The sequence below is a fragment of the Cupriavidus oxalaticus genome (genome assembly GCF_016894385.1).
GTDB lineage: Bacteria > Pseudomonadota > Gammaproteobacteria > Burkholderiales > Burkholderiaceae > Cupriavidus > Cupriavidus oxalaticus.
The window spans coordinates 2,648,895-2,672,621 of record NZ_CP069811.1 but is presented as its reverse complement, the minus strand read 5'-3'; the positions used below and the strand labels follow the sequence as shown (position 1 = coordinate 2,672,621).

Here is a 23,727-nt window from a genome sequence, read left to right as displayed (position 1 = left end):
TTCCAGGTATTGCCGGCCGAGGTGGCCGGAGAATCCGATGCCGGCGCGCCGGCCCTGCCGCGGCGACGCCGCGGCGCGTGGCACCGGCTGTGGTCGTCGCCGAGCGCGCTGGCCGGCGGTGTGCTGCTGCTGGTGGTGCTGGCCGCTGCCGCAAGCGCGGGCTGGCTGTATCCCGGCGACCCGCTCGACATGGCCACCGAGCCATTGCTGTGGCCGGGGCACGACCGGGCCTTCCCGCTCGGTTCCGACATGCTCGGCCGCGATATCGCGGCGGGCCTGTTCCACGGCGCGCGCACGTCGTTGCTGATCGCCGCGGTGTCGACCGCGCTGGCGGTGGCGCTGGGCGTGGCGGGCGGGATTGCCGCGGGCTTTTACGGCGGCCGGGCCGACCGCGTGTTCGGCGCGCTGACGACGTTCTTCCAGACCATACCGTCGTTCCTGTTCGCCCTGGCCATCGTCGCCATCGCGCAACCGTCGGTGGCCAGCATTGCGCTGGCGATCGGCATCACCTCGTGGCCGGCGCTGGCGCGGCTGGTGCGTGCCGAGGTGCTGCGCCTGCGCCATGGCGACATGGTGCTCGCCAGCGAAGCGCTGGGGGCGAGCAACGTCCGCATCATCGTCCACGACATCCTGCCCAATACGCTGACGCCGGTGCTGGTGTCGGCCTCGCTGATGGTCGCCACCGCGATCCTGACCGAATCGAGCCTGGCCTTCCTCGGCCTGGGTGATCCCAACGTGGCGAGCTGGGGCAATATGGTCGGCGCCGGGCGCGAAGTGCTGCGCACCGACTGGTATGCCTGCGTGTTGCCCGGCGTGGCCATCGGCATCACGGTGCTGGCACTGAACCTGATCGGCGACGGGCTCGCCGCTGTCTTCGATCCGCGCGAGGGCCGCTGAGGCGGCCCGCGCGGCCTAATGTCTTGTCCCAAGGAGAATCCCTTTGGCCCGCGTCAACCCTATCGATGCTTCCAGCCTTCCCGGCGATGCCCGCGCCGTGTACGAGCGCGTGGAGCGTGAGTACGGTGCCTTCGGCAACATGCTCAAGGTGCTCGGCCACCGCCCGCCCGCCGTCGAGCACCTGTTCGGCCTGCTGCTCGACTCCGCCCGCGACGCGCTGATCACGCGCCGGCATCTCGAGATCGTGCTGGTCACGGCCTCGCGGCTCAACGCCTGCCACTACTGCATCACGCATCACGAGCCGCGGCTCCAGGCCCTCGGCGTGGCTGCGGCCACCGTGGTCAATATCCTCGAACCCGACGTGCCGGGGCTGGATCCGGTCGAGCGGCTGGTGCGCGACTACACCGTGCAGGTTACCCGGCAGCGCGTCACCGACACGCTGGTGGCGAAGCTGCGCGAGCATTTCTCGGAGGCACAGCTGGTCGAGCTGACCCTGCGCGCGGCGCTGTGCGCGTTCTTCGCGCGTTTCAACGAGGCGCTGGAAATCCAGGTCGAGCCGGAGCTGCTTGCCGCCGAGGTACATGCCGACACGTGAACCCGATCCGACGATGACGCAATCCCTGCTTTCGCTGCGCGGCCTGACCATCCGCTACCCGGGCGCCGGACGGCCCGCGGTGTCCGCCCTCGACCTCGATATCCGCCAGGGCGAAACCGTGGCGCTGGTGGGCGAGTCGGGCTGCGGCAAATCGACCACGGCGCTGGCGGTGCTGCGGCTGTTGCCGCCGTCGGCACTGGCCAGCGGCCGTATCCTGCTGGAAGGGCGCGACCTGCTGGCACTGTCCGGGCGGGCCATGACCGCGGTGCGCGGCAACGCCGTGTCGATGGTGTTCCAGGAGCCGATGACGTCGCTGAACCCGGTGCTGACCATTGGCGCGCAGATCGTCGAGGCGTTGCGGCTGCACCAGCCGCTGTCGGCGCGCGCCGCGGCCGCACGGGCGCTCGAATTGCTGGAACGGGTGCGCATGCCCGAGCCGGCGCGGCGCTTCCACGCCTATCCGCACCAGCTTTCCGGCGGGCAGCGCCAGCGCGTGATGATCGCCATGGCGATCGCGTGTTCGCCGCGTTTGCTGGTCGCTGACGAGCCCACCACCGCGCTCGATGTCACGGTGCAGGCCCAGATCCTGGAACTGCTCGATACGCTGCGGCGCGAGCTGTCGATGGCAATGCTGCTGATCACGCATGACCTGGGCGTGGTGTCGCGCTGGGCCGACCGCGTGGCCGTGATGCATGACGGCATCAAGGTGGAAGAGCAGGCCACGGCCGCGCTGTTCAGGCAGCCGGGGCATCCCTATACCCGCGCGCTGCTTGGCGCTTCGCTGAGCAGCGGGCATGGCAACGGGGAGGCACCGCATTTCCGCACTGAACGCCTGCCCGAGTTGCGCGTGGCGCGGCGCGCCGACGGCACACCGTCCGCGTTCCGGCTGACGCGGCCGGAACTGCGCGCACCGGCGCCGGCAACTACAACGGCGCCGCTGGTGCGGATCGACGACCTGCACGTCGTCCATCGCAACGGGGTGCACCAGACGCATGCGGTACGCGGCGTATCGTTCGAGATTGCCCCGGGCGAAACCGTGGCGCTGGTGGGCGAGTCCGGTTGCGGCAAGTCCACGCTGGCGCGTGCCGTGCTGCGGCTGGCCGACCATGAACGCGGCCGCATCGAATTCGACGGCACCGACCTCGCCGCCATCGACCGGCGCCACATGCGCCCGTGGCGCGGCGCCATGCAGTTGGTGTTCCAGGATCCCTACGGCTCGCTGAACCCGCGCAAGACCGTGGGCGAGCTGCTCGGCGACGCGCTGCAGATCCACGGCGTGCGTGACCGCCGCGTGCGCCGCGAACGCGCGCTGACCATGATCGAACGCGTTGGCCTGCCGGGCGCTGCGCTGGGGCGCTATCCGCACGAGTTCTCGGGCGGGCAGCGGCAGCGCATCGGCATTGCGCGCGCGCTGGTGGTGCGGCCACGGTTTCTGGTCTGCGACGAGCCGGTGTCGGCGCTGGATGTTTCGGTGCAGGCGCAGGTGCTGAACCTGCTGGCCGACTTGCAGGCGGAGTACGGGCTGGCGTGCCTGTTTATCTCGCACGACCTCGGCGTGGTCCGCTATATCGCGGATCGCGTGCTGGTGATGCGGGACGGGCAGTTGGTGGAAGTCGGGGATCGTGACGAGATCTGGGCCGCGCCGCGGCATCCCTACACGCGGGAGTTGCTGGCGGCGGTGCCGGCGATGGCGGCCTGATGCGGCCGCACGCCGAATGTTTTCTCCCCTCTCCCGCTTGCGGGAGAGGGGCAGGGGGTGAGGGCCGGCGCTTCGCAAGCATCACGGCCGGCTACTCCGTGGAGGCCCCCGCCCTCACCCCCGCCATCGCTTCGCCAGGCGCATTCAGGGCCTTTCACCGCCGATGATCAAAATACCGCGCCAGCCTCTCCCCACCAAACTGCACCACTGTCACCAGCGCCACCAGGATGATGATCACGTTGAACATCACCGCGGTCTCATAGCGCTCATACCCATATCGAATCGCGAGGTCGCCCAACCCGCCGGCCCCTACTGCACCGGCCATTGCCGACGATCCAATCATCGCGATCACCGTCACCGTGGCGCCGCCGATGATCGCCGGCATTGCCTCGGGCAGCAGCACATGGCGAACGATATGCCAGCGCCGGCATCCCATTGCCCGCGCCGCCTCGACCAGCCCGGGATCGATCTCGTTGAGCGCCACTTGCGAGATGCGCGCAAAGAACGGGATCAGGTGCGCGCTCAGCGGCACCACCGCGGCCCATGTTCCCATGGTCGTGCCGACGATCATCCGCGTCACCGGCAGCATTGCCACCAGCAGGATGATGAACGGAATCGAGCGGAACATATTGACCAGCACCGACAGCGTGCGATGCAGCCGCGGCCGCGGCGCCAGGCCGCGCGGCGCGGTAACGGTCAGCACGACCGCCAGTGCCATGCCGGCAACGAACACCACGGCGCAGGCGCTGCCGGTCATCAGCAGGGTCTCGCCGAGCGCCTTGATGTACTTGTCAACCCAGGGCAGCGACACGATGCGAGGTCTCCATGTTGTGGGGCGGTTCGGGCAGCCGCTGCCGCAGCGGCCGCAGCAGCGCGATGGTCGCCGGTGCCTGCGGCTCGGCAAACACCTGCCACACCGGGCCAGTTTCGACCATGCGGCCGTGGTCGAGCACCAGCACCCGGTCGCAGGCTTCGCGGATCACAGCCATGTCGTGCGTGATCAGCACCACGGTCAGGCCGAGTTGCCGGTTGATATCGCGCAGCAGCGCCAGGATCTGCTCGGTGGTCTCGGGGTCGAGCGCAGAGGTGGCTTCGTCGCAGAGCAGGATTTCAGGCCGGTGCACCAGCGCGCGGGCGATGCCGACGCGCTGCTTCTGTCCGCCCGACAACATCGCCGGATAAGCATCCGCCTTGGACGACAGGCCGACCAGGTCGAGCAGTTCGCCGACGCGCGCGCTGATCTCCTGCCGCGGCACGCCGGCTACGCGCAGCGGCAGCGCCACGTTGTCGAACACGGTCTTGGCCGAGAGCAGGTTGAAGTGCTGGAAGATCATGCCGATGCGCCGGCGCAGCGCCACCAGCCCGTCTTCATCGAGCGCGCCGATGTCGGCGCCGTCAATGCGGACCTGGCCGGCGTCGGGGCGCTCCAGCATATTGATGGTGCGCAGCAGCGTCGACTTGCCGGCGCCGCTGCGGCCGATGATGCCGAAGCGCTCGCCGCGCCCGATGGTGAAGGACACAGCGGCCAGCGCGGGCGCTGCCGCGCCCGCATAGGTCTTCCCGACGTCCCTGAACACGATATGCGGGGCCGCTTCCCGCAATGGCAATACGGTTTGCATAGGGTCTCGGTCAGAAGGCCGGGATCACCGATCCCTGGTATTTGGTCTGGATGAACCTGCGCACTTCGTCGGACTGGTACGCCTTGACCAGCGGCGCCACCCACGGCGCATTCCTGTCCTTCTCGCGCACTGCGATCACGTTCACATACGGGTTGTGCTCCTTCTTCTCCACGGCGATGCCGTCGCGCGTGGCGATCAGGCCGGCCTGGTAAGCAAAGGTGTTGACGATGGCCGCGGCGTCGACATCGGGCAGCGCGCGCGGGAGCACCACCGAGGCGCTTTCGATGAACTCGAGCTTCTTCGGGTTGGCAGTGATGTCGGACAGCGACGCGGTGCCTGTGAAGGGATCGAAGCCGTCGCGCAACTTCACCAGGCCATGGTCGCGCAGGATCACCAGCGCGCGCGTCTGGTTGCTCGGGTCGTTGGGGATGCCGATGCGCGCGCCGTTGGGCAGCGCTTCGAGCGACTTGACCTTGCGCGAGTAGAAGGCGATCGGCGAGATCAGCGTATCGGCGACATTGACGATCGTGTAGCCGCGCTGCCTGATCTGGTCGCGCAGGAAGGGGATGTGCTGGAACGCGTTGGCGTCGAGGTCGCCGTTGTTGAGCGCCTCGTTGGGGCTGGCAGTGCCCGTGATGACGATGGGCTGGACTTTCAGGCCCTGCTTTTCGGCAACGCGCGTGACGACTTCCCAGATTTCTTCATCGACACCGCCGCGCACGCCCACCTTGAGCGGGCGGTCGCTGCGCTGGGCCTGGGCGTTGCCGATGGAGAACGCGGCAAGCGCGAGAGCAAGGGTTGCAAGGACGTGGCGGCGTTTCATGACTGGCTGAAAGGAGTGATGGAAACGCCAGTCTATGGAGCGCGCCGCACCCGGTCCACGAAGGAATCCGCGCTAGCAAATGCAATTGGCCGCACGCTGGCGCGGACCCTTCGCTCAAGCCGCCGCGCGTGTCACCGTGCGCCCGGCCGGCCGCTGCAGGCCAAGATGCTGGCGCAGCGTCGTGCCCTCGTACTCCGTGCGGAAGATGCCGCGGCGCTGCAGGATCGGCACCACGCCGTCGACAAAATCCTGCAGCCCGTCGGGCAGCGCATCGGGCATCAGGTTGAAACCGTCGGCGGCGCCGTGGCGGAACCAGTGCTCGATATCGTCGGCGATCTGGTCGGGCGTGCCGACGATCACGCGATGCCCGCCGCCGCCGGCCAGTTCGCGGATCAGTTCGCGCACCGTCAGCCGCTCGCGCCGCGCCAGCGCCAACGTGGCGCGGAAGAAGGTGTGGTTGCCGTCGGCCGGCAGCGCGATCTTCTCCGGCAGCGGCGCATCCAGGCGCAGGCGCTCAACGGGAATGCCAAGCGTGCCGGCCAGCCGGTTCAGGCTGTAGTCCCATGGGATCAGCTCGACCAGTTCGTCGCGGCGTTGCCGTGCCTGCGCTTCGGTGGCGCCGATGATGGTGGTCAGGCCCGGCAGGATCTTGACTGCATGCGGCCCGCGCCCGAGCGCCTCGGCGCGCGCGTTGATCTCGCGTTTGTAGGCGAGCGCTTCCTCGAACGACTGCGATGCGGAGAACACTGCCTCGGCGTGCAGCGCGGCCAGCTCGCGGCCATCGGCCGAGCCGCCCGCCTGGAACAGCACGGGGTGTCCCTGCGGCGGACGCGGCAGGTTCAGCGGGCCATGCACGTCGAAAAAGGTGCCGTGGTGCGCCACCGGCGCCAGCTTGCCGGTATCGACGAAGCGGCCGGTGTTCTTGTCGCCAATGAAGGCATCGTCTTCCCAGCTGTCCCACAGCGCCTTGACGATGCGGGTGAACTCATCCGCGCGGGCATAGCGCTGGCCATGCTCGATCGGCGCGCTGCGCCCGAAGTTGCGCGCCGAGCCCGCGTCGGCGGTGGTGACGACGTTCCAGCCGGCGCGGCCGCCGCTGAGGTGGTCCAGCGTGGCGAAGCGCCGCGCGATGTTGTAGGGCTCGTTGTAGCTGGTCGAGACCGTGGCCACCAGGCCGATGTGCGTGGTCGCCGCCGCCACGCTGGCCAGCAGCAGCGTCGGCTCCAGCGCGGTGATCGGGCGGAAGTGGATCTGGTCGGCGATCGACGCATTGTCGGCCAGGAAGATGGCGTCGAACTTGCCGGCCTCGGCGATGCGTGCCAGCCGCACGTAGTGCTGCACGTCGACAAAGGCGCGCACGTCGCTGCGCGGCAGCCGCCAGGCCGACGGCACGAAGCCGGAATGCAGCGCGTTGATGTTCAGGTGCAGCTGGCGCTGCGGAGTGCTCGCTGTCATGGTTGGTCTCCGGGCGCGGCGCGTCAGAACACGCGGCCTTCGGTCAGGTGCGTGGTCTCGCCGTTGAGGTGGTAGGCGCCCACCACGCGGCCCTTGTGCAGCAGCGGGTTGTGGCTGAAGATCGTGCGCAGGTTGCGCCAGTGGCGGTCGAAGTTGTGCTGCCTGGACGTGGCCGAGGCGCCGCCGGCCTCGAACATGCGCTCGCCCGCATGCAGCGCCAGCTTGCTGACCACCAATTGGGTCTGCGCGGTGGCCAGCGCGGCTTGCAGCACCAGCGCCTCGGCATTGTCGGCGCCGGCGCCGGGGCCGGCGCGGAGGGCGTCGGCGGAGCGGTCGAGCGCGCGCGCGTTCTCGCGAACCAGCGCGTCGATGGCGTGGCTGTGCGCGGCGAGGTCGCCGATCACCTGCTGGATGAAGTGGTCCTCGCGCGCGGAGGGCGCCGGGCTGTGCAACACGGGGCGGCCGTGCTCGCGCACATAGCGCGTGGCGTCGGTCCAGGCGTTGCGCACGATGCCGGCGGCCACCGCCACCAGGTGCAGCTGGCGCAGCGCGCCGCAATGGCGGCCGGCCAGCGTGGTGTTGCCGCGCCGCGCCACTTCGCCGGCCTGCACGGCCACGTCGTCGAGCACCAGGCTGCCGCTGGCCGTCATGCGCTGGCCCATGCCGTCCCAGTCGTCGATCACGCTGAGGCCGGGACGGTCGGTCGGGATGATGATGAAGACCGGTTCACCATCGGGATCCTGCACGTTGATGCGCGCATAGTCGGCAAAGGCCGTGCCGGTCGAGTAGTACTTCTTGCCGCTGACGCGGTAGTGCGCGCCGTCGCGCCGCAGTGCCGTGGTGATCTCGCCTGGCCGCGCGGTGCCGCGCTCGGTCGAGGCGCCGCCGAAGATCGCACCGCCGACGATGCGCTGCACCTGCAGGTCGTTGAACGCCGAGCGCGGCGACAGGCGCAGCGATTCGGTCTGGTCGAAGTGGATGCGCAGCGCGTGCGCCACATTCGATTCCTCCGCCGCGATCGCGGTAATCACTTCGAACAGGTCAACCAGCGAGCCGCCCAGCCCGCCCCATTCCACTGGAATGCGCAGCAGGCCCAGGCCGGACTGGCGGAACAAGGCAAAGCCGTCATGCGGCAGCACGCGCAGCGCTTCGCGCGCGGCGGCATCGGTGCCGATCTGCCTGGCCAGCGCCGGCACGCCGTCCAGCGCGGCGCGCAGGGCATGCCGGGCATGCGGGACATCGATGGCCAACGGTGCGTTCATGGGTGGTTCCTCCGTATCGAAAATCGCAGGGGCCCAGCATAGGCAACGCGGGCAGGCGGGGGAACGAAGGAAAGCCCATATCGATATTCATGCACTCGGCGGGCTGGGTGGCGCGAAATAACGTTTGTATGTAATATACAAAATATCAGAAAGGCGGGCGCTGCCCTTAGCTCACTGTCAGACGTTCCGCCAGTCCATCCGGATCCCCCCTATGCTCGATCCTTCTTTGTTCGGCCGCCTGTCTTTCACCTTCGACGAGCCGGTGCACCGTGCCGCCCCGTCCGGCCCGTTCCCCGCGCCGCTGCCACCAGGCCGCCACGGACTGGGTGTTGCGGCCGAGCGCGATCCGGTACTGTTCGTGCCGGAGGGCCTGGATGCCGGCGCACCGGTACCGCTGCTGGTCATGTTCCACGGCGCTGGCGGCCATGCCGAAAAGGTCCTGCCGCACATCGAGCCCCACGCGCAGCGCCACGGCTTCCTGGTGCTGGCGCCGCAGTCGCTCTACCCGACCTGGGACATCGTGATCGGCGGCAACGGCCCCGACCTGGAACGCCTGCAGCTGGCGCTTGCCGCGGTCACGTCGCGCTATCGCATCGACCGCGAGCGCGTGGGCTTCGCCGGTTTCTCCGATGGCGCCAGCTACGCGCTGTCGATCGGCATCACCAATGGCGATATCGCCAGCCACGTGCTGGCGTTTTCCGGCGGCTTCATGTCGGTCTTCATGCAGGAAGGCGCGCCGAAGGTATTCGTCGCGCACGGACGCGACGACGAGCAGCTGCCCATCGCCACCAGCGGCCGCGCCAACGCGGCCAAGCTCAAGGCCGCCGGCTATGCGGTCGAGTACGTGGAATTCGACGGCCTGCATGTCATCCACCCGCCGGTGGTGGAGCAGGCCGTCGCGTTCTTCCTGCAGTGACTCGCCGCGGCGTCCCGCGCGGGGCGTACGGCCAACGGGAGTGTGTTCGATGGATTTCGAGATTCCGGAAGCGCTGATCCACCCGCTGCTCGCCATGATCGGCACGGGCACGCCGCTGGCCCGCCAGCTGCAGGAGCACGGCGTGTGCCACGGCGACATGCTGGTGTCGAGCAAGCTGTTCGACGCGCAGGCGCTGAACTCGCTCTACACGCTGAGCAAGAGCCAGGACCAGCGCGCGCTGATGTTCCAGATGCTGGCGCTGGACAATATCCACAATGCGCCGCAGGCGCGTGTCATCCCGGGGCTGGACCAGCTGATCGGCGGACTGGTGGCCTACCTGTCGCGCGATGCCATCGATGGCTGGCTGTACCAGCGCAACCGCGACGGCGTGCTGCTGCCCTGGCTGGTACGGCGCATGCGCTACGTGGCGCCCGAGCAGGGCCTGGCCTACGTGGTGGTGGACCTGCTGGCCAACACCATGCAATCCGCCAATTCCGAGCTGACCGACCACCACAAGCGCCGCGCCGGCATGACCACGTCGATGGTGATCACGCGCGACGACATCGCCAACCGCACCATTCCCGAGCTGCTGGCCGAGTTCGGCTTCTACAAGGAGTGCGCAGAGTTCCGGCAGGAGTACGAGCATCACGCGCGGCGCTTCGTGCGCTACCAGCAGCGCTTCGGCGCGCAGTTTGTCGCCAGCGGGCCGGCGTGGTCGCTCGATGCCAAAGGCGCGGCCGAGCTGACGCGCGTGCCCGACGGCGTGGCGGCGCGCTGCGTCAATGACGAGGAACGGCTCGCGCGCCGGTTCGAGATGAGCTGCGATGCCGCGTTCTGGCGCGAGGCCGGGGTGGAAGCCGGCTTCGAGGCGGTGCCGCTGCACGGCTACGTGCACCTCTTCCACCTGGAGTGGCACCGCAACCTGTGGGTGCATGTGCAGCACCTGACCGAATACCGCTACCAGCCCGAGCTGCGCGACAAGCTGGTGCTGCCCGACCCCCACCGCGACCTGATCGATATCCTGACCTCGCACATGGACGTGCTGGTGCCGGACTTCGTGCCCGGCAAGTCGGGCGGCACCACCATCCTGTGCCAGGGCGCGCCGGGGCTGGGCAAGACGCTGACCGCCGAGGTCTATGCCGAAGTCGTCGGCAAGCCGCTGTACCGGGTCCATTCGGGACAGCTCGGCACCACCGCGGCCTCGGTCGGCGCCAGCCTGGGCGGCATCCTGCAGCGCGCCATGCGCTGGAACGCGATCCTGCTGCTGGACGAGGCCGACGTCTATATCCGCTGCCGCGACAACGACCTCGAGCACAACGCCATCGTCGCCGAGTTCCTGCGCACGCTGGAGTACTTCAACGGCCTGCTGTTCATGACCACCAACCGCATCGGCGATGTCGACGATGCCATCCTGTCGCGCTGCATCGCCACCATCCACTACGAAACGCCGGGCAAGGACGATGCGCGGCGCCTGTGGCGGCTGCAGGCGGCGCAGTTCGGCGCCGAGCTGGGCGACGGGCTGGTCGAGGCGCTGCTGCGGGCCTATCCGAAGGCCAGCGGGCGCGATATCAAGGAGCTGCTCAAGCTGGCCACGCGCTATGCCCGCGCGCGGGAAGTGCCGCTGAACGAAGACGTGTTCAGGCTTTGCGGGCAATTCCGGGGACTGAACTGAAGCGCATGCCGTGAAGCGCGGGCCAGCGGTATCATGGCGCATCTGCCAACGCCGCCGACGCGCCCCATGAGCCTCGATCCTGCCGAACTGCAGGCCGTACGGCCCTACCTGCTGCGCTTTGCGCGCCTGCAGCTGCGCGATGAGGGGCTGGCGGAAGACGCCGTGTCGGAAACGCTGCTGGCCGCGCTGGAGCACCCGGACCGTTTTGCCGGCCAGTCGTCGCTGCGCACTTACCTGGTCGGCATCCTCAAGCACAAGCTGATCGACAGCCTGCGCAGCGGCCGGCGCGAGGTGCGGCTGGCGCTGGTGGCGCCGGAGGACGGCGAGGCGCTGTCCGAGCAGGAGGCGCTGGATGCGCTGTTCACACGCAACGGCCACTACCAGGATCCGCCTTCCGACTGGGGCGACCCCGAGCGCGCCTTCGAGCGCCGCGAGTTCTTCGAGATCCTGCAGCTATGCGTCGACCGGCTGCCGCCGCGGCTGGGCCGGCTGTTCATGATGCGGGAATGGCTGGAGCTCGATACCGAAGAAATCTGTCAGGTCTTGCAGATCAGCGCGACCAATGCATGGGCCATGCTGTACCGGGCCCGCATGCGGCTGCGCGCGTGCCTGGAACTGCACTGGTTCGGGCAGCGTGGCGCTGCCGGCAAGGGCTGATCGGCCTTTGCCAGCGATATCGTCCACTTAACCCTTGGCAACTACGATGCCCGACCGTCCCGCCCGCCGCCTGCTGCCGGACTGCGAAGAGGTTCACCACCTGACCATGAAGGGTTTGGACCAGCCTTTGTCGTGGGTGGAACGGCTGCGCGTGCGTGGCCACCTGGCGATCTGCGAAGCCTGCACCGCGTTCAGCGCGCAGATGCGGACCATGCGGGAGGCGATGCGGCGGATGGGGCGGGAGGATTGAAGCTGCGTCCGCAGTCAGTGTTCGCAATTGCGCTAAACGCAAGCCGACACCACTGGCAAAGGCTCCCCTCTCCCGCACGCGGGAGAGGGGAGCAAACCAGCGGCAATCACGCACGCGCACCTTCGCCGTAAGGATCGAAGCCACCCACGCGGCTGCCTTCGCTATACGGGTCAAAGCTGCGCGCCGGGGCTGCCGACACGCCGCCGCGGTCCAGGCCGGCCACCGTGCGGGCCCCGTCCACATACGGATCGGGCTTGCCGGCGCGGGCGCCATCGGTAAAGGCATCGTGCGAACGGAACTCATAACCGTACTTGTCGCCGGGCAGCCGTTCGGCGGCGGTAGCGGCGTGGGCGGCGCCGAGGGCGGCCAGCGACAGGAACAGGGCGGAAGCGAAGCGGGCGGTCTTGGTCATGAGGTTTCTCCAGTATTGTTCGTTGAATTTGCCAGAACGTGGTGCATTGTGTGCGTGCCGTTCATGTAACGAACTATAGGAGCCTTGACCGAGCGCAAGCGGGGAATGGTATGGATATATCGTTCAAATAAATTGAATATCAATCGGCTGGCATTCCACCGTTACGCCATGACGCAAATGTAATCGGCGCGCCGCGTGAACACCGGCCGGCCTCGGTTAAACTTGCGGCTCGCTGCCATTGCCGACATGCAACGCCTGCTCCTCATCCTCCTCGCGCTGATCCTGCCGCTCCAGTTCGCCTGGGCGGGAGCGGCCGCGTATTGCCGGCACGAGGTGGCCGCAGCGGCCAAGCAGCACCTGGGGCATCACGAGCACCAGCACAAGGCCGATGCCGGCCAGCATGCGGCCAAGGACAGCGCCGATGCCGACAAGCTGGGCATGGCCGATCCCGACTGCGGGGTCTGCCATGTCGCCTCGGTGCCGTTCGCGCGCGCCGACGGGCCGCGCGTGCAGGCCAGCCAGCGCGTCGAACAGGCGCAGGCCCCGCCGCAGGCCGGCTTCTCCTCCCACAGCGCCAGGGCGCCCGACCGCCCGCAGTGGCCCCGTCTCGCTTAGCCGGCGAGACGACGCTACCCGCTTCCCTGATTTCTCCCTGATTCGCTGAACTCAGGCGTCTCGCCGAATTCCCGGTTTCTTTCCTGGTGCAATTCGATGCGAAGACTTTTGCTGCCGCTGGGGCTGGCGGCCGTACTGACCAGCCCGCTTGCCGGCGTCGCCCAGACGCCACCATCCGCCATCCAACCCTCGCCGTACGCCGCCAGTGCGGACGGCGCGGGCGTACGCGAGCCGTCCGGCACGCTGACGCTCGACGCCGCGCTGGCGCTGGCCGAAGCCGGCAGCTTCGCGCTGTCCGCCGCCGGCAAGGAGCTGGATGCCACCGAGGGCGACCTGACGCAGGCGCGCGTGATCCCCAATCCCGAGCTGGCTGTGTTGATGGAAGACACGCGCCGCGCCACGCGCTCGACCACCGGCCAGTTCAACGTGCCGATCGAACTGGGCGGCAAGCGCGCCGCCCGCATCGGCGTGGCCGAGCGCGGGCGCGAACTGGCGCAGGCGGAGCTGGGCGGCGTACGCGCCGAGCTGCGCGCGGCGGTGATCGCGCGCTTCTTCGGCGTGCTGGTCGCGCAGGAGCGCATCAAGCTGGCCGAGGGCTCGGTCGATATCGCCAGCCGCGCCGCGCAGGCCGCCTCGCGCCGTGTTGCCGCCGGCAAGGTGGCGCCGCTGGAAGCGACGCGCGCGCAGGTCGAGCAGGCCAACGCCGAGCTGGAACTGGCCGAGGCCACCGGCGCGCTGCAGTCGGCACGGCAGTCGCTGGCCGCGCTGTGGGGCAACGCCGCGCCGCGCTTCGCGCAGGCACAGGGTGACCTCGACGCGCTGCCGTCGCGCCCCGCGCCCGCCGCGCTGGAAACGGCGCTGGAAGACTCCCCGCTGCTGGCCGCCAGCCGCCTCTCCGCCGAACGCAGCCGCGCCGAAGTCGCGGTGGCGCGCAGCCGCCAGTACCCCGACGTCACCGTCAGCCTCGGCGCCAAGCGCGACAACGAGGCCAACCGCAACATGGCCGTGCTGGGCGTGGCGATCCCGCTGCCGCTGTTCGACCGCAACCAGGGCAACCTGTACGCGGCCCTGCGCCGGGCCGACCGCGCGCAGGACGCGCATGCGGCCAACCGCATCCGGCTGGCCAATGCGCTGCAGCAGGCGTCGACGCAGCTGTCTGTGTCGCGCGCCGCGGCGCAGACGCTGCAGGGCTCGGTGCTGCCCGCGGCGGAGCAGGCGTACGCCGCCGCTTCGCGCGGGTTCGAGGCCGGCAAATTCAATTTCCTTGATGTGCTGGACGCCCAGCGCACCCTGTTCCAGGCGCGCATCCGCTACCTGGACGTGCTGGCCCGCACCTATGACGCGGCCGCCAGCATCGATCGCATCCTCGGACACTGATACGGAAGGCTCCAAGCATGGCAATGAGCAAGCAACAACGGGCCGCGGTGGTGGCCATCCTGGTCGCGGGGCTGCTGGGCGGCGCGGCGATCCTGTTCACGGGCAAGGGCGGCGGCTCAGGCGAGGCCGGGCATGAGCATGGCGAGCACGCTGAACAAGGCGAGCATGTCGACCATGACGACCATGACCACGGCCACGCGCACGACAAGCCGGCGGCAACGCCGGCCAGCGCAGCCGCTGCCGCCGCTGCGCCAGCGCAGGCGGCCGACCAGCCCCACGTCATCAAGCTGACGCCGGAGCAGGTGCAGCAGGCCGGCATCGGCATCGCCACGGCGGGTTCCGCGCCGCTGCGCGGCAGCGTCGATTTCCCCGGCGAGATCCGCTTCAACGACGACCGCACCGCGCACGTGGTGCCGCGCGTCGCGGGCGTGGCGCAGGCGGTGCCGGCCAACCTGGGCGAGCAGGTCGCCAGGGGCCAGGTGCTGGCCGTGATCGCCAGCACGGCACTGGCCGAGCAGCGCAGCGAACTGCTCGCGGCGCAGCGGCGCGAGGCGCTGGCGCGCGCCACCTACGCGCGCGAAAAGACGCTGTGGCAGGAGAAGATCTCCGCCGAACAGGACTACCAGCAGGCCCGCACCGCGCTGGAGGAAGCGCAGATCGCGGTGCAGAACGCCAGGCAGAAGCTGGTCGCGATCGGCGCAGCGGAGAGTGCCGGCAAGGACGGCAAGGACGGCAAGGGCGGCAGCCTGAACCAGTTCGCGCTGCGCGCGCCGTTCGACGGCATCATCGTGGAGAAGCACCTGTCGCTGGGCGAGGCCGTCAAGGAAGACGCCAGCGTCTTCACCATCTCCGACCTGAGCTCGGTCTGGGCCGAGTTCGTGGTCTCGGCGCGCGACCTCGACCAGGTGCGCGTGGGCGAGACCGTCAGGATCCGCTCCACCGCCTCCGAGTCGCAGGCCGAGGGCAAGGTCTCCTACGTCGGCGCGCTGCTCGGCGAACAGACCCGCACCGCCAAGGCACGCGTGACGCTGGCCAATCCGGGCATGGCGTGGCGGCCCGGGCTGTTCGTCACGGTCAGCGTGCTCGGTGCCGCGACGCAGGTGCCGGTCACGGTGGCAGCCGATGCCGTGCAGCAGGTCGATGGCAGCAGCGCCGTGTTCGTCGCGGTGCCGGGCGGGTTTGCCGTGCAGCCGGTCAAGACCGGCCGCAGCGGCGGCAAGCTGGTCGAGATCACCGAAGGCCTGCAGGCCGGCGCGCGCTACGCCGCGGCCAACAGCTTCATCCTCAAGTCCGAGCTGGGCAAGGCCAGCGCCGGGCATGAGCACTGAGCGGGAGGCGCCATGTTCGAACGCCTGATCCGCTTTGCCATCGAGCAGCGCTGGATGGTGCTGCTGGCCGTGCTCGGCATGGCCGCGCTGGGCCTGTACAACTACACCCGGCTGCCGATCGACGCCGTGCCCGACATCACCAACGTGCAGGTGCAGATCAACACCGCCGCGCCCGGCTATTCGCCGCTGGAGACCGAGCAGCGCATCACCTATCCGGTCGAGACCGTGATGGCGGGCCTGCCGGGGCTGGAGCAGACCCGCTCGCTGTCGCGCTACGGGCTGTCGCAGGTCACGGTGATCTTCCGCGAAGGCACCGATATCCATTTCGCGCGGCAGCTGGTCAACCAGCGCATCCAGGAAGCGCGCGACGGGCTGCCGCCCGGCATCACGCCGGCGATGGGGCCGATTTCCACCGGCCTTGGCGAGATCTACCTGTGGACCGTCGAAGCCGAGCCCGGCGCGCGCAAGCCGGACGGCACGCCGTACACGCTGTCCGACCTGCGCGAGATCCAGGACTGGGTGGTGCGCCCGCAGCTGCGCAACGTGCCGGGGGTGACCGAGGTCAATGCCATCGGCGGCCATGCGCGCGCCTATGTGGTCGCGCCCAGCCTGGAGCGGATGGCATCGTACGGCCTGTCGCTCGCCGACGTGGTGGCCGCGCTGGAGAAGAACAACGACAACGTCGGCGCCGGCTATATCGAGCGGCGCGGCGAGCAATACCTGGTGCGCGTGCCGGGCCAGGTGCGCTCGCTCGACGATATCCGCGACGTCATCGTCGGCACCGCGCAGGGCCAGCCGATCCGCGTGCGCGACCTGGCCAGCGTGCAGACCGGCGGCGAGCTGCGCACCGGCGCCGCCACCGAGGACGGCCGCGAGGTGGTGTTGGGCACGGTCTTCATGCTGATCGGCGAGAACAGCCGCACGGTGTCGCAGGCGGTCGACCGCAAGATGGCGGAGATCAACCGCACGCTGCCGGCCGGCGTGAAAGCGATCACCGTGTACGACCGCACCACGCTGGTCGACAAGGCCATCGCCACGGTGAAGAAGAACCTGCTGGAAGGCGCGGTGCTGGTGATCGCCATCCTGTTCCTGTTCCTCGGCAACCTGCGCGCGGCGCTGATCACCGCGCTGGTGATCCCGCTGTCGATGCTGTTCACCTTCACCGGCATGGTCCACACGCGCACCAGCGCCAACCTGATGAGCCTGGGGGCGCTGGACTTCGGCATCATCGTCGACGGCGCGGTGGTGATCGTCGAGAACTGCGTGCGGCGCCTGGCGCATGCGCAGCAACGCCATGGCCGCGCGCTGACGCGCACCGAACGCCTGCACGAGGTCTTTGCCGCCGCGCGCGAGGCGCGCCGGCCGCTGCTGTACGGCCAGCTCATCATCATGGTGGTGTACCTGCCGATCTTTGCGCTGACCGGCGTCGAGGGCAAGATGTTCCACCCGATGGCGATCACCGTAGTGCTGGCGCTGCTGGGGGCGATGGTGCTGTCGGTGACCTTCGTTCCCGCGGCGGTGGCGCTGGCGATCGGCAATCGCGTGGCCGAGCGCGAGAACCGGCTGATGGCATGGGCGCGGCGCCGCTATGCCGTGCTGCTTGACCGCTCGCTGTCGGCGACGCCGGTGGTGCTGGCACTGGCCGGCGTCGCGGTGGCGCTGTCCCTGGCAATTGCCACGCGCCTGGGCAGCGAGTTCGTGCCCAACCTCAACGAGGGCGACCTCGCCATCCAGGCGCTGCGCATTCCCGGCACCAGCCTGACGCAGTCGGTGGCGATGCAGCAACAGATAGAGACCACGCTGAAGGCGAAATTCCCGGAGATCCAGCGCGTGTTCGCGCGCACCGGCACCGCCGAGATCGCCTCGGACCCGATGCCGCCGAATATCTCGGACGGCTACATCATGCTCAAGCCGCAGTCCGAATGGCCCGCGCCGCGCCGCACGCGCGACGAGCTGATCGCCGCGATCCGCGCGGAGGTCGGCAAGCTGCCCGGCAACAACTACGAGTTCTCGCAGCCGATCCAGCTGCGCTTCAACGAGCTGATCTCGGGCGTGCGTTCCGACGTCGCGGTCAAGGTGTTCGGTGACGACAACGCCGTGCTGGAGGACACCGCCAACCGCATCGCCGCGGTGCTGCAGGGCATTGCGGGCGCGGCCGAGGTCAAGGTCGAGCAGACCACCGGGCTGCCGATGCTGAGCGTCAATATCGACCGCGACAAGGCCGCGCGCTACGGCCTCAACCTGAGCGATATCCAGGAGGCCGTGGCGATCGGCATCGGCGGCAAGGTGTCGGGCACCTTCTTCAGCGGCGACCGGCGCTTCGACATCGTCGTGCGCCTGCCGGAAGCCGTGCGCGAAGACGTGGAAGCGCTGCGGCGCCTGCCGGTGGCGCTGCCGAAGGACACCTCTGCCGGCGCGCGCACCAGCTATATCCCGCTCAGCGAAGTCGCCACCGTGGAGATCGCGCCCGGCCCCAACCAGGTCTCGCGCGAGAACGGCAAGCGCCGCATCGTGGTCAGCGCCAACGTGCGCGGCCGCGATATCGGCAGCTTCGTGCCCGAGGCGGAGGCCGCCATCCGCGAGCGCGTGCGCATCCCCGCCGGCTACTGGACCAGCTGGGGCGGCACCTTCGAGCAGCTGCAGTCCGCGACCGCAAGGCTGCGCGTGGTGGTGCCGCTGGCACTGGGGCTGGTGTTCGTGCTGCTGTTCGCCATGTTCGGCAACGTCAAGGACGGGCTGCTGGTTTTCACCGGCATCCCGTTCGCGCTGACCGGCGGCATCCTTGCGCTGTGGCTGCGCGGCATTCCGCTGTCGATCTCGGCAGCGGTGGGCTTTATCGCGCTGTGCGGCGTGGCGGTGCTGAACGGGCTGGTGATGCTGTCGTTTATCCGCTCGCTGCGCGAAGAGGGCATGGGGCTGGACCAGGCGATCCGGGATGGCGCGCTGACGCGGCTGCGGCCCGTGCTGATGACCGCGCTGGTGGCGTCGCTGGGCTTCGTGCCGATGGCGCTGGCCACCGGCACGGGCGCCGAAGTGCAGCGCCCGCTGGCCACGGTGGTGATCGGCGGCATCCTGTCGTCGACGGCGCTGACGCTGCTGGTGTTGCCGGTGCTGTACCGGCTGGCGCACAGGAGTGATGAGCCGGTGGCGGAGTTGGCGCAGGATGGCGATGAGCCGGCAACTGTGGACCGCCACGCCAGCAATCCATCTTTCACGCCGCCGTGAAGCGTTTCTCCTGTGCACGCGGCACACTGGCGGCAGCACAAGGAGCCCCCATGATCGCCATCCTCTTCGAAGTCGAGCCCGCACCGGGCCGCCGCGACGCCTATCTCGACATCGCGGCAACGCTGCGCCGCGAACTGGAGACCATCGACGGCTTTATCTCGGTCGAGCGTTTCCAGAGCCTGGCCAACCCCGGCAAGATACTGTCGCTGTCCTTCTTCCGCGACGAGGCCGCGGTGACTGCCTGGCGCAATACCGTGGCGCACCGCGAGGCACAGGCCGCCGGCCGCGGCGGCGTGTTCGCCGACTACCGGCTGCGCGTGGCGCAGGTGCTGCGCGACTACGGCATGCACGCGCGCGACGAAGCCCCCGCCGACAGCCGCGCGGCCCACGACCGCAAGCCCGGCTGAAGGCGCCAGCGATGACGATGGAAGCAATCGGGACGCAGGCCGCCTTCATCGGCCTGACTTTCCTGCTGGCGGGCTTTGTCAAAGGCGTGGTCGGCCTGGGCCTGCCCACCGTCGCGGTGGGACTGCTCGGGCTCGTGATGCCGCCGGCGCAGGCCGCGGCGCTGCTGGTGGCGCCGTCGATGGTGACCAACCTGGTGCAGCTGGTCAGTGGTCCGCGTTTCGGCCAACTGGTACTTCGGCTGTGGCCGATGCTGGCGGCGATCTGCGCCGGCACGTGGCTGTGCGCGGCGCTGGTGCCGGCCGGGATGATGACCCATGCCACCTCGGCGCTTGGCGTGGCGCTGGTGCTGTATGCGATGGTCGGGCTGGCTGCGGTGAAGTTGCACGTGCCGCCGGCGGCAGAGGCCTGGCTCGGGCCGGTAGTCGGGCTGGTGACCGGCGCGATCACCGCGGTGACCGGCGTGTTCGTGATTCCCGCCGTGCCTTACCTGCAAGGGCTGGGGCTCGAAAAGGAAAGCCTGGTGCAGGCGCTGGGGCTGTCCTTCACGATCTCGACCATTGCGCTGGCGGTCAGCCTGGCGCTGGGCGGATCGTTGCTGCACACGCCGGTGCTGGGGGCTTCGTTGCTGGCGCTGGTGCCTGCGCTCGGCGGCATGTTCATCGGGCAATGGCTGCGCCATCGCATCAGTGCGGAGCGCTTCCGCAAGGTGTTCTTCTGCGGGCTGCTGGTGCTGGGCGGCGAGCTGGCGATGCGCGGGCTTTCGTGACATTGCCCTTGAAGACCGCCGGTTTGCTCCCCTCTCCCGCCTGCGGGAGAGGGGCAGGGGGAGAGGGCAGGCGCTGGCATACCGACGCGCTTTACTTCGTTGACACCCCCGCCCTCACCCCAACCCTCTCCCGCAAGCGGGAGAGGGAGCACCAATCGGCTAAGCAAAGGTCATTGGTAAGCGCATGAAACTCACCGTCCCGCCTGCACCACCCGCCCGTTCAACGGCTGCACCGGCCGCGCATTCATCCGGTAGAGCTTGCGGAACGCAGCCAGTTGCGCCGCCGAAATCTCCACCGGCGTCTTCAACACCTGCCACTTCACATCCTCGCTGCAGGGCGGCGTGGTCAGCGAGCCGGTGAACGCCCAGTAGGATTGCTGTGCGGGCAGCAGCGCCGTTACGTCGATCGGCGCATTCAGTTGGCGCGATTCACCGGTCTTGGCCGGCAGGCTGGCAAAGACCGGCTGCAACGCCGCATTCTCGCGCCCGGTCTTGAACAGCACCGCCACCACCGCCAGCTTGCCTGCGGCGTCCTGGTGCACCAGGTGCGCCACCAGCGGATACGCCTTGCCGTTGATCTTCTCCTCGCTTGGCGTGTGGAAGTGGAACTGCACCAGCTTGTACGCCGCGCCGTCGAACTCGGCCTGACCGCCCGCGGGCAGGTTGACCTGGACGGTATGGCCGTTGTTGACCACGGTTGCCTGCGTCGCGGTGTAGCCAAAGCCGATCGGCTTCAGGTCCGCGCTCACCGTCTTGTCGGTACGGATATCGATGGGCGACTGGTGCTTGCCCAGCGTGCAGGTCTTGTAGCCGGCGTCGAGCTCGCCCCAATGGCCGGCGCCGGTCGGTCCGGCGTAGCTCCAGTGGGTGTCGTTGCCTGCCCAGGCGGCAGGGGCGAGCATCGCTGCGCAAATGGTGATGGCCGGCAGCTTGATGGTCATGTCGATGCGTCCTCGTGTAGGTGACCCCCATGGTTTCGGATCTCCCGGGCCGGCGCGGTCTGCCGCCAGGCCTGGCCCGGGCCCGAAATCATGCAGCAAAACTCATCCTACGCGAACACAGCATTACTGAATTCCGGTCTGCACCGCGCTTATTGCGGGGACGTGGCAGACATCATGACAGGCACGGCCGGAAGATCCGGCCGTGCCTGCGCTTCAGTGCGGCGGGGTGCCGGGCTGGCTTGACTCCAGCTGGTCCCGCACCGCGGCGATATGGTCGCCGGCGGCATCGACGGCCGCTTCGAGATCCTGCTCGCTGCAGCGAAGCTCGCGGCACCAGTACTGCACTTCAAGCGGATCCATCAGGTTAATGCGGCCCGGATCCAAAGGCCTGAACTGGCTCGTTGCATCGATCATGCTCGCCTCCTGTCCGTGCCTCGGCGCGACACGGCCCTTGCATTGTAGGCAGTGATCGGAATCGCGTTGCATGCAATGCCGAAGCTGTGCGCCATGCCATGCACGCGACTCGGCATATGATGCACGGGTTACCCACGCCGACAGGACGCCGCATGCCCCGCTCTTCCGGTGCAAAGCTCTGGTCCACGCTGAACAAGGCCGCCACGCGCAATGCCCGCCGCATGCAGCGCGCGGTCAACCGCAATATCACCAGGCCGATGACCGAGGCCATCGTGCGCAACGCGGTGAAGCAATCCGCTGCAGTCACCGCGGCCACGCAGCGCGCGCTGTCCGGCGTGGTGTCGCCGGCCGAACCGCCGCGCAGCCGCGGCAGCGGGCGCTGGGAGGAGGGCAGCTGGGGCGCCGGCCCGCTCGCGCCGCGGCGCTATCGCATGTTCGTGCCGGCGGGCGCCAATGGCAGGCGCCGCGCGCCGATGCTGGTGTTGCTGCATGGCTGCGGGCAGGACACCGCCAGCTTCGCCGCGGTCACGCGTGCCGCCGCCGTGGCGCGCGAAGCGGGCTGGGTGGTGCTGCTGCCCGAGCAGAGCTCGCAGGCGAACGGGCAGCGCTGCTGGAACTGGTTCAAGCCCGCCGGGCAGGGCGCAGTGGAAGCGGGCCTGCTGATGGCGCTGGTCGAGCAGGCATGCCGCACGCATCCGGTGGCCGCTGACCGCGTCAGTGTGCTCGGGCTGTCAGCGGGCGGGGCGATGGCGTTGACGCTCGGCCTGCGCTATCCCGCGCGCTTCGCAGCGGTCGGCTCGCATTCCGGCGCGGTGCCATGGAGCGCCACCAATGCCACGCAGGCGGCACGGGCGATGCGCGGCCAGCGCGGGCCCGATGCCCGGGCCGTCCACGCGCTGCGCCTGGGCCTTGCCGGCCGGCGCCCGCCGCCGCTGTTGCTGCTGCATGGCGATGCCGACGCCATGGTCGATGTCAGCAACGCCACCGCGGCGGCGGCGCTGTGGATGCAGCTGCAGCCCGAAGGCGCGCATCCGCTCGCTGCGGTGCCGGCGCGGCGCATCCAGCGCGGCATGCGGCGTGCGGTCGATGTATTCGACTGGACCGAGGGCAAGGCGCCCTACCTGCGGCTGGTGCGGGTCGAAGGACTGGGCCACGCCTGGAGTGGCGGGGCAGGCGGACATGCGTTCTCGGATCCGGCAGGTCCGGACGGCCTGAAGCTGGCGCTGCGGTTTTTCCTGGCGGTTGGGGGGTGAGAAGCGTCAGCCCAGCGACACCCCGGCGTCACCCCAGCGACACCGGCTCAATCACCACATCGCTGACCGCACAAGCCACGCACGGCAGGATCAGCCCTTCCTCTTTCTCATCCAGGCTCAGCCCGGGCCATTCGATCCGGTAGCGGACCGATCCGGCATGCAGCCGGCTGGCACAGGCCCGGCAGGTGCCGTTGCGGCAGGAGTTGGGCAGCGGCACGCCGTCGAGCAACGCGGCTTCCAGCAGGCTCAGCTCGGGCGAGGCGGCAAAGGTCTGGCCGCCCGGCAGTACCTGCGCGGTGAATTCGCCATCGTTGTCGGCCACGGGCGCGTCGTGCTCAGCCATCGGAATCTTCCTGTGCCTGCGGAAACTGCGCGCGCCCATGGGTGGCGTCGCGCAGGGCATCGCGTGCCGCATCCACTTGCGTGGCAGGCAGGCGCAGCACCAGCGTTGCCAGCGCCCCGTAGGCGGTATCGGCCAGCGTGCAGCCCTGCTGGGCGGCCTGCTCGATCCAGCGGCGCACGCGTGGCTCGTCGGCATAGTCGACCGATATCGCCAGCGTGGCGTAGGCGATGCGCTCGATGCGCTCGGCCGATTTCAGTGCGGCGGCGATGGCATCGGTGTAAGCGCGCACCAACCCGCCGGCGCCCAGCTTGACGCCGCCGTAGTAGCGCACCACCGCGGCCAGCACGCCGTCGAGGTCATGGTGGCGCAGCACTTCCAGGATCGGCCGGCCGGCGGTGCCCGAAGGTTCGCCGTCGTCGGACATGCCCGACGCGCCGCCGGCGAGCAACGCCCAGCACACATGGGTAGCGGTGGGGTGTTCCGCGCGCAGCGCCTGCAGCGCGGCCATGGCCGCGTCGCGGTCGGCCACCGGCAAGGCCAGGGCCAGGAAACGGCTCTTGCGGATTTCGATTTCGGCCTGGACGGGGTGGGCTAGCGTGTAGGTCGGCAAGCGGGAGGTGCGGAAAGGGGCGGAAATTGGCGGAAAGGGGCGGAAAAAGCTGGAAAAAGCTGCGCGGTGCGGTCACGGACAGGACCCGCAAGTGTACCGCAGCGGATTATCCACCCACCGGCCGTGCTTCCGCCTCAAGTGTTGCATCGTCAACTCGCTGTCACAAACGCGCCCTACGATCTGCAGCGGT

23 protein-coding genes and 1 pseudogene are annotated in these 23,727 nt (G+C 69.2%); 14 read left to right on the top strand and 10 right to left on the bottom strand.

The window, feature by feature from the left end:
* Positions 1-9: 9 nt before the first annotated feature.
* Genes JTE92_RS11705 through JTE92_RS11695 form a run of 3 tightly spaced genes read left to right on the top strand, consistent with a single transcriptional unit; the run spans position 10 to position 3,191 of the window.
* On the top strand, positions 10-897 hold the full coding sequence (locus JTE92_RS11705) for an ABC transporter permease (RefSeq protein ID WP_116386896.1): 888 nt from the start codon (positions 10-12) through the stop codon (positions 895-897).
* Between the two features lie 43 nt (positions 898-940).
* On the top strand, positions 941-1,492 hold the full coding sequence (locus JTE92_RS11700) for a carboxymuconolactone decarboxylase family protein (protein ID WP_063237534.1): 552 nt from the start codon (positions 941-943) through the stop codon (positions 1,490-1,492).
* Positions 1,479-3,191, top strand: a complete 1,713-nt coding sequence (locus JTE92_RS11695) for an ABC transporter ATP-binding protein (protein WP_371136890.1) — start codon at positions 1,479-1,481, stop codon at positions 3,189-3,191. Before JTE92_RS11700 ends, JTE92_RS11695 begins: the two co-directional genes overlap by 14 nt.
* A 154-nt stretch (positions 3,192-3,345) precedes the next feature.
* Here JTE92_RS11695 and JTE92_RS11690 read toward each other — a convergent pair whose 3' ends face one another.
* The 5 genes and pseudogenes from JTE92_RS11690 to JTE92_RS11670 all read right to left on the bottom strand — a co-directional run bounded on the left by JTE92_RS11690 (position 3,346) and on the right by JTE92_RS11670 (position 8,350).
* Positions 3,346-4,002 carry a methionine ABC transporter permease gene (locus tag JTE92_RS11690; protein WP_063237532.1) on the bottom strand — a complete coding sequence of 219 codons (657 nt, stop codon included), beginning with the start codon at positions 4,000-4,002 and terminating at the stop codon, positions 3,346-3,348.
* A gap of 31 nt (positions 4,003-4,033) precedes the next feature.
* Positions 4,034-4,810: pseudogene (locus tag JTE92_RS11685) on the bottom strand (methionine ABC transporter ATP-binding protein); the annotation flags it as partial.
* 10 nt (positions 4,811-4,820) lie between these two features.
* Positions 4,821-5,633 (bottom strand): MetQ/NlpA family ABC transporter substrate-binding protein, encoded by an 813-nt coding sequence (locus JTE92_RS11680; protein ID WP_063237530.1) that lies wholly within the window; start codon positions 5,631-5,633, stop codon positions 4,821-4,823.
* A gap of 114 nt (positions 5,634-5,747) precedes the next feature.
* On the bottom strand, positions 5,748-7,088 hold the full coding sequence (locus JTE92_RS11675) for an LLM class flavin-dependent oxidoreductase (RefSeq protein WP_063237529.1): 1,341 nt from the start codon (positions 7,086-7,088) through the stop codon (positions 5,748-5,750).
* A 23-nt stretch (positions 7,089-7,111) separates the two neighbouring features.
* The gene (locus JTE92_RS11670; protein ID WP_063237528.1) at positions 7,112-8,350 is read right to left on the bottom strand and encodes an acyl-CoA dehydrogenase family protein; all 1,239 of its coding nucleotides are present in this window, start codon (positions 8,348-8,350) and stop codon (positions 7,112-7,114) included.
* 211 nt (positions 8,351-8,561) lie between these two features.
* Between JTE92_RS11670 and JTE92_RS11665 the strand changes: the two genes are divergently transcribed.
* The 4 genes from JTE92_RS11665 to JTE92_RS11650 all read left to right on the top strand — a co-directional run bounded on the left by JTE92_RS11665 (position 8,562) and on the right by JTE92_RS11650 (position 11,845).
* Positions 8,562-9,266, top strand: coding sequence for an alpha/beta hydrolase (locus JTE92_RS11665; protein ID WP_063237527.1), 705 nt, complete (start codon positions 8,562-8,564; stop codon positions 9,264-9,266).
* A gap of 49 nt (positions 9,267-9,315) precedes the next feature.
* Complete coding sequence (locus tag JTE92_RS11660; protein WP_063237526.1) at positions 9,316-10,938, top strand: ATP-binding protein; 1,623 nt, start codon at positions 9,316-9,318, stop codon at positions 10,936-10,938.
* 66 nt (positions 10,939-11,004) lie between these two features.
* A complete protein-coding gene (locus JTE92_RS11655; protein ID WP_063237525.1) occupies positions 11,005-11,595 on the top strand; it encodes a sigma-70 family RNA polymerase sigma factor in 591 nt (196 codons plus the stop codon).
* A 46-nt stretch (positions 11,596-11,641) separates the two neighbouring features.
* Positions 11,642-11,845, top strand: coding sequence for a zf-HC2 domain-containing protein (locus JTE92_RS11650; protein WP_063237524.1), 204 nt, complete (start codon positions 11,642-11,644; stop codon positions 11,843-11,845).
* Between the two features lie 106 nt (positions 11,846-11,951).
* Here JTE92_RS11650 and JTE92_RS11645 read toward each other — a convergent pair whose 3' ends face one another.
* Positions 11,952-12,257: a hypothetical protein gene (locus JTE92_RS11645; protein ID WP_063237523.1), complete on the bottom strand. Its 306-nt coding sequence runs from the start codon at positions 12,255-12,257 to the stop codon at positions 11,952-11,954.
* Positions 12,258-12,503: 246 nt separating this feature from the next.
* Between JTE92_RS11645 and czcI the strand changes: the two genes are divergently transcribed.
* The 6 genes from czcI (at position 12,504) to JTE92_RS11615 (ending at position 19,976) form a co-directional block, all read left to right on the top strand.
* Positions 12,504-12,872, top strand: a complete 369-nt coding sequence (czcI, locus tag JTE92_RS11640; RefSeq protein WP_063237522.1) for a cation efflux protein, CzcI family — start codon at positions 12,504-12,506, stop codon at positions 12,870-12,872.
* Between the two features lie 96 nt (positions 12,873-12,968).
* Complete coding sequence (locus JTE92_RS11635; protein WP_063237521.1) at positions 12,969-14,249, top strand: TolC family protein; 1,281 nt, start codon at positions 12,969-12,971, stop codon at positions 14,247-14,249.
* Between the two features lie 17 nt (positions 14,250-14,266).
* Positions 14,267-15,577 carry an efflux RND transporter periplasmic adaptor subunit gene (locus JTE92_RS11630; protein WP_063237520.1) on the top strand — a complete coding sequence of 437 codons (1,311 nt, stop codon included), beginning with the start codon at positions 14,267-14,269 and terminating at the stop codon, positions 15,575-15,577.
* 12 nt (positions 15,578-15,589) lie between these two features.
* Positions 15,590-18,802: a CusA/CzcA family heavy metal efflux RND transporter gene (locus tag JTE92_RS11625; protein WP_063237519.1), complete on the top strand. Its 3,213-nt coding sequence runs from the start codon at positions 15,590-15,592 to the stop codon at positions 18,800-18,802.
* Positions 18,803-18,852: 50 nt separating this feature from the next.
* Positions 18,853-19,209: an antibiotic biosynthesis monooxygenase family protein gene (locus JTE92_RS11620; protein ID WP_063237518.1), complete on the top strand. Its 357-nt coding sequence runs from the start codon at positions 18,853-18,855 to the stop codon at positions 19,207-19,209.
* An 11-nt stretch (positions 19,210-19,220) separates the two neighbouring features.
* Positions 19,221-19,976, top strand: coding sequence for a sulfite exporter TauE/SafE family protein (locus JTE92_RS11615; protein ID WP_063237517.1), 756 nt, complete (start codon positions 19,221-19,223; stop codon positions 19,974-19,976).
* Between the two features lie 191 nt (positions 19,977-20,167).
* Here JTE92_RS11615 and JTE92_RS11610 read toward each other — a convergent pair whose 3' ends face one another.
* On the bottom strand, positions 20,168-20,917 hold the full coding sequence (locus JTE92_RS11610) for a carbonic anhydrase (protein WP_063237516.1): 750 nt from the start codon (positions 20,915-20,917) through the stop codon (positions 20,168-20,170).
* Positions 20,918-21,130: 213 nt separating this feature from the next.
* Positions 21,131-21,331: a DUF3606 domain-containing protein gene (locus JTE92_RS11605; protein ID WP_063237515.1), complete on the bottom strand. Its 201-nt coding sequence runs from the start codon at positions 21,329-21,331 to the stop codon at positions 21,131-21,133.
* A gap of 152 nt (positions 21,332-21,483) precedes the next feature.
* Between JTE92_RS11605 and JTE92_RS11600 the strand changes: the two genes are divergently transcribed.
* Positions 21,484-22,584 carry an extracellular catalytic domain type 1 short-chain-length polyhydroxyalkanoate depolymerase gene (locus JTE92_RS11600; RefSeq protein WP_063237514.1) on the top strand — a complete coding sequence of 367 codons (1,101 nt, stop codon included), beginning with the start codon at positions 21,484-21,486 and terminating at the stop codon, positions 22,582-22,584.
* A gap of 28 nt (positions 22,585-22,612) precedes the next feature.
* Here JTE92_RS11600 and JTE92_RS11595 read toward each other — a convergent pair whose 3' ends face one another.
* Together JTE92_RS11595 and JTE92_RS11590 are read right to left on the bottom strand one after the other, a co-directional pair.
* Positions 22,613-22,927: a 2Fe-2S iron-sulfur cluster-binding protein gene (locus JTE92_RS11595; protein ID WP_063237513.1), complete on the bottom strand. Its 315-nt coding sequence runs from the start codon at positions 22,925-22,927 to the stop codon at positions 22,613-22,615.
* Entirely contained in the window at positions 22,920-23,537 is a 618-nt protein-coding gene (locus JTE92_RS11590; RefSeq protein WP_063237512.1) for an IMPACT family protein, read from the bottom strand. The genes JTE92_RS11595 and JTE92_RS11590 overlap by 8 nt, the downstream gene beginning before the upstream one ends.
* Positions 23,538-23,727 lie beyond the last annotated feature (190 nt).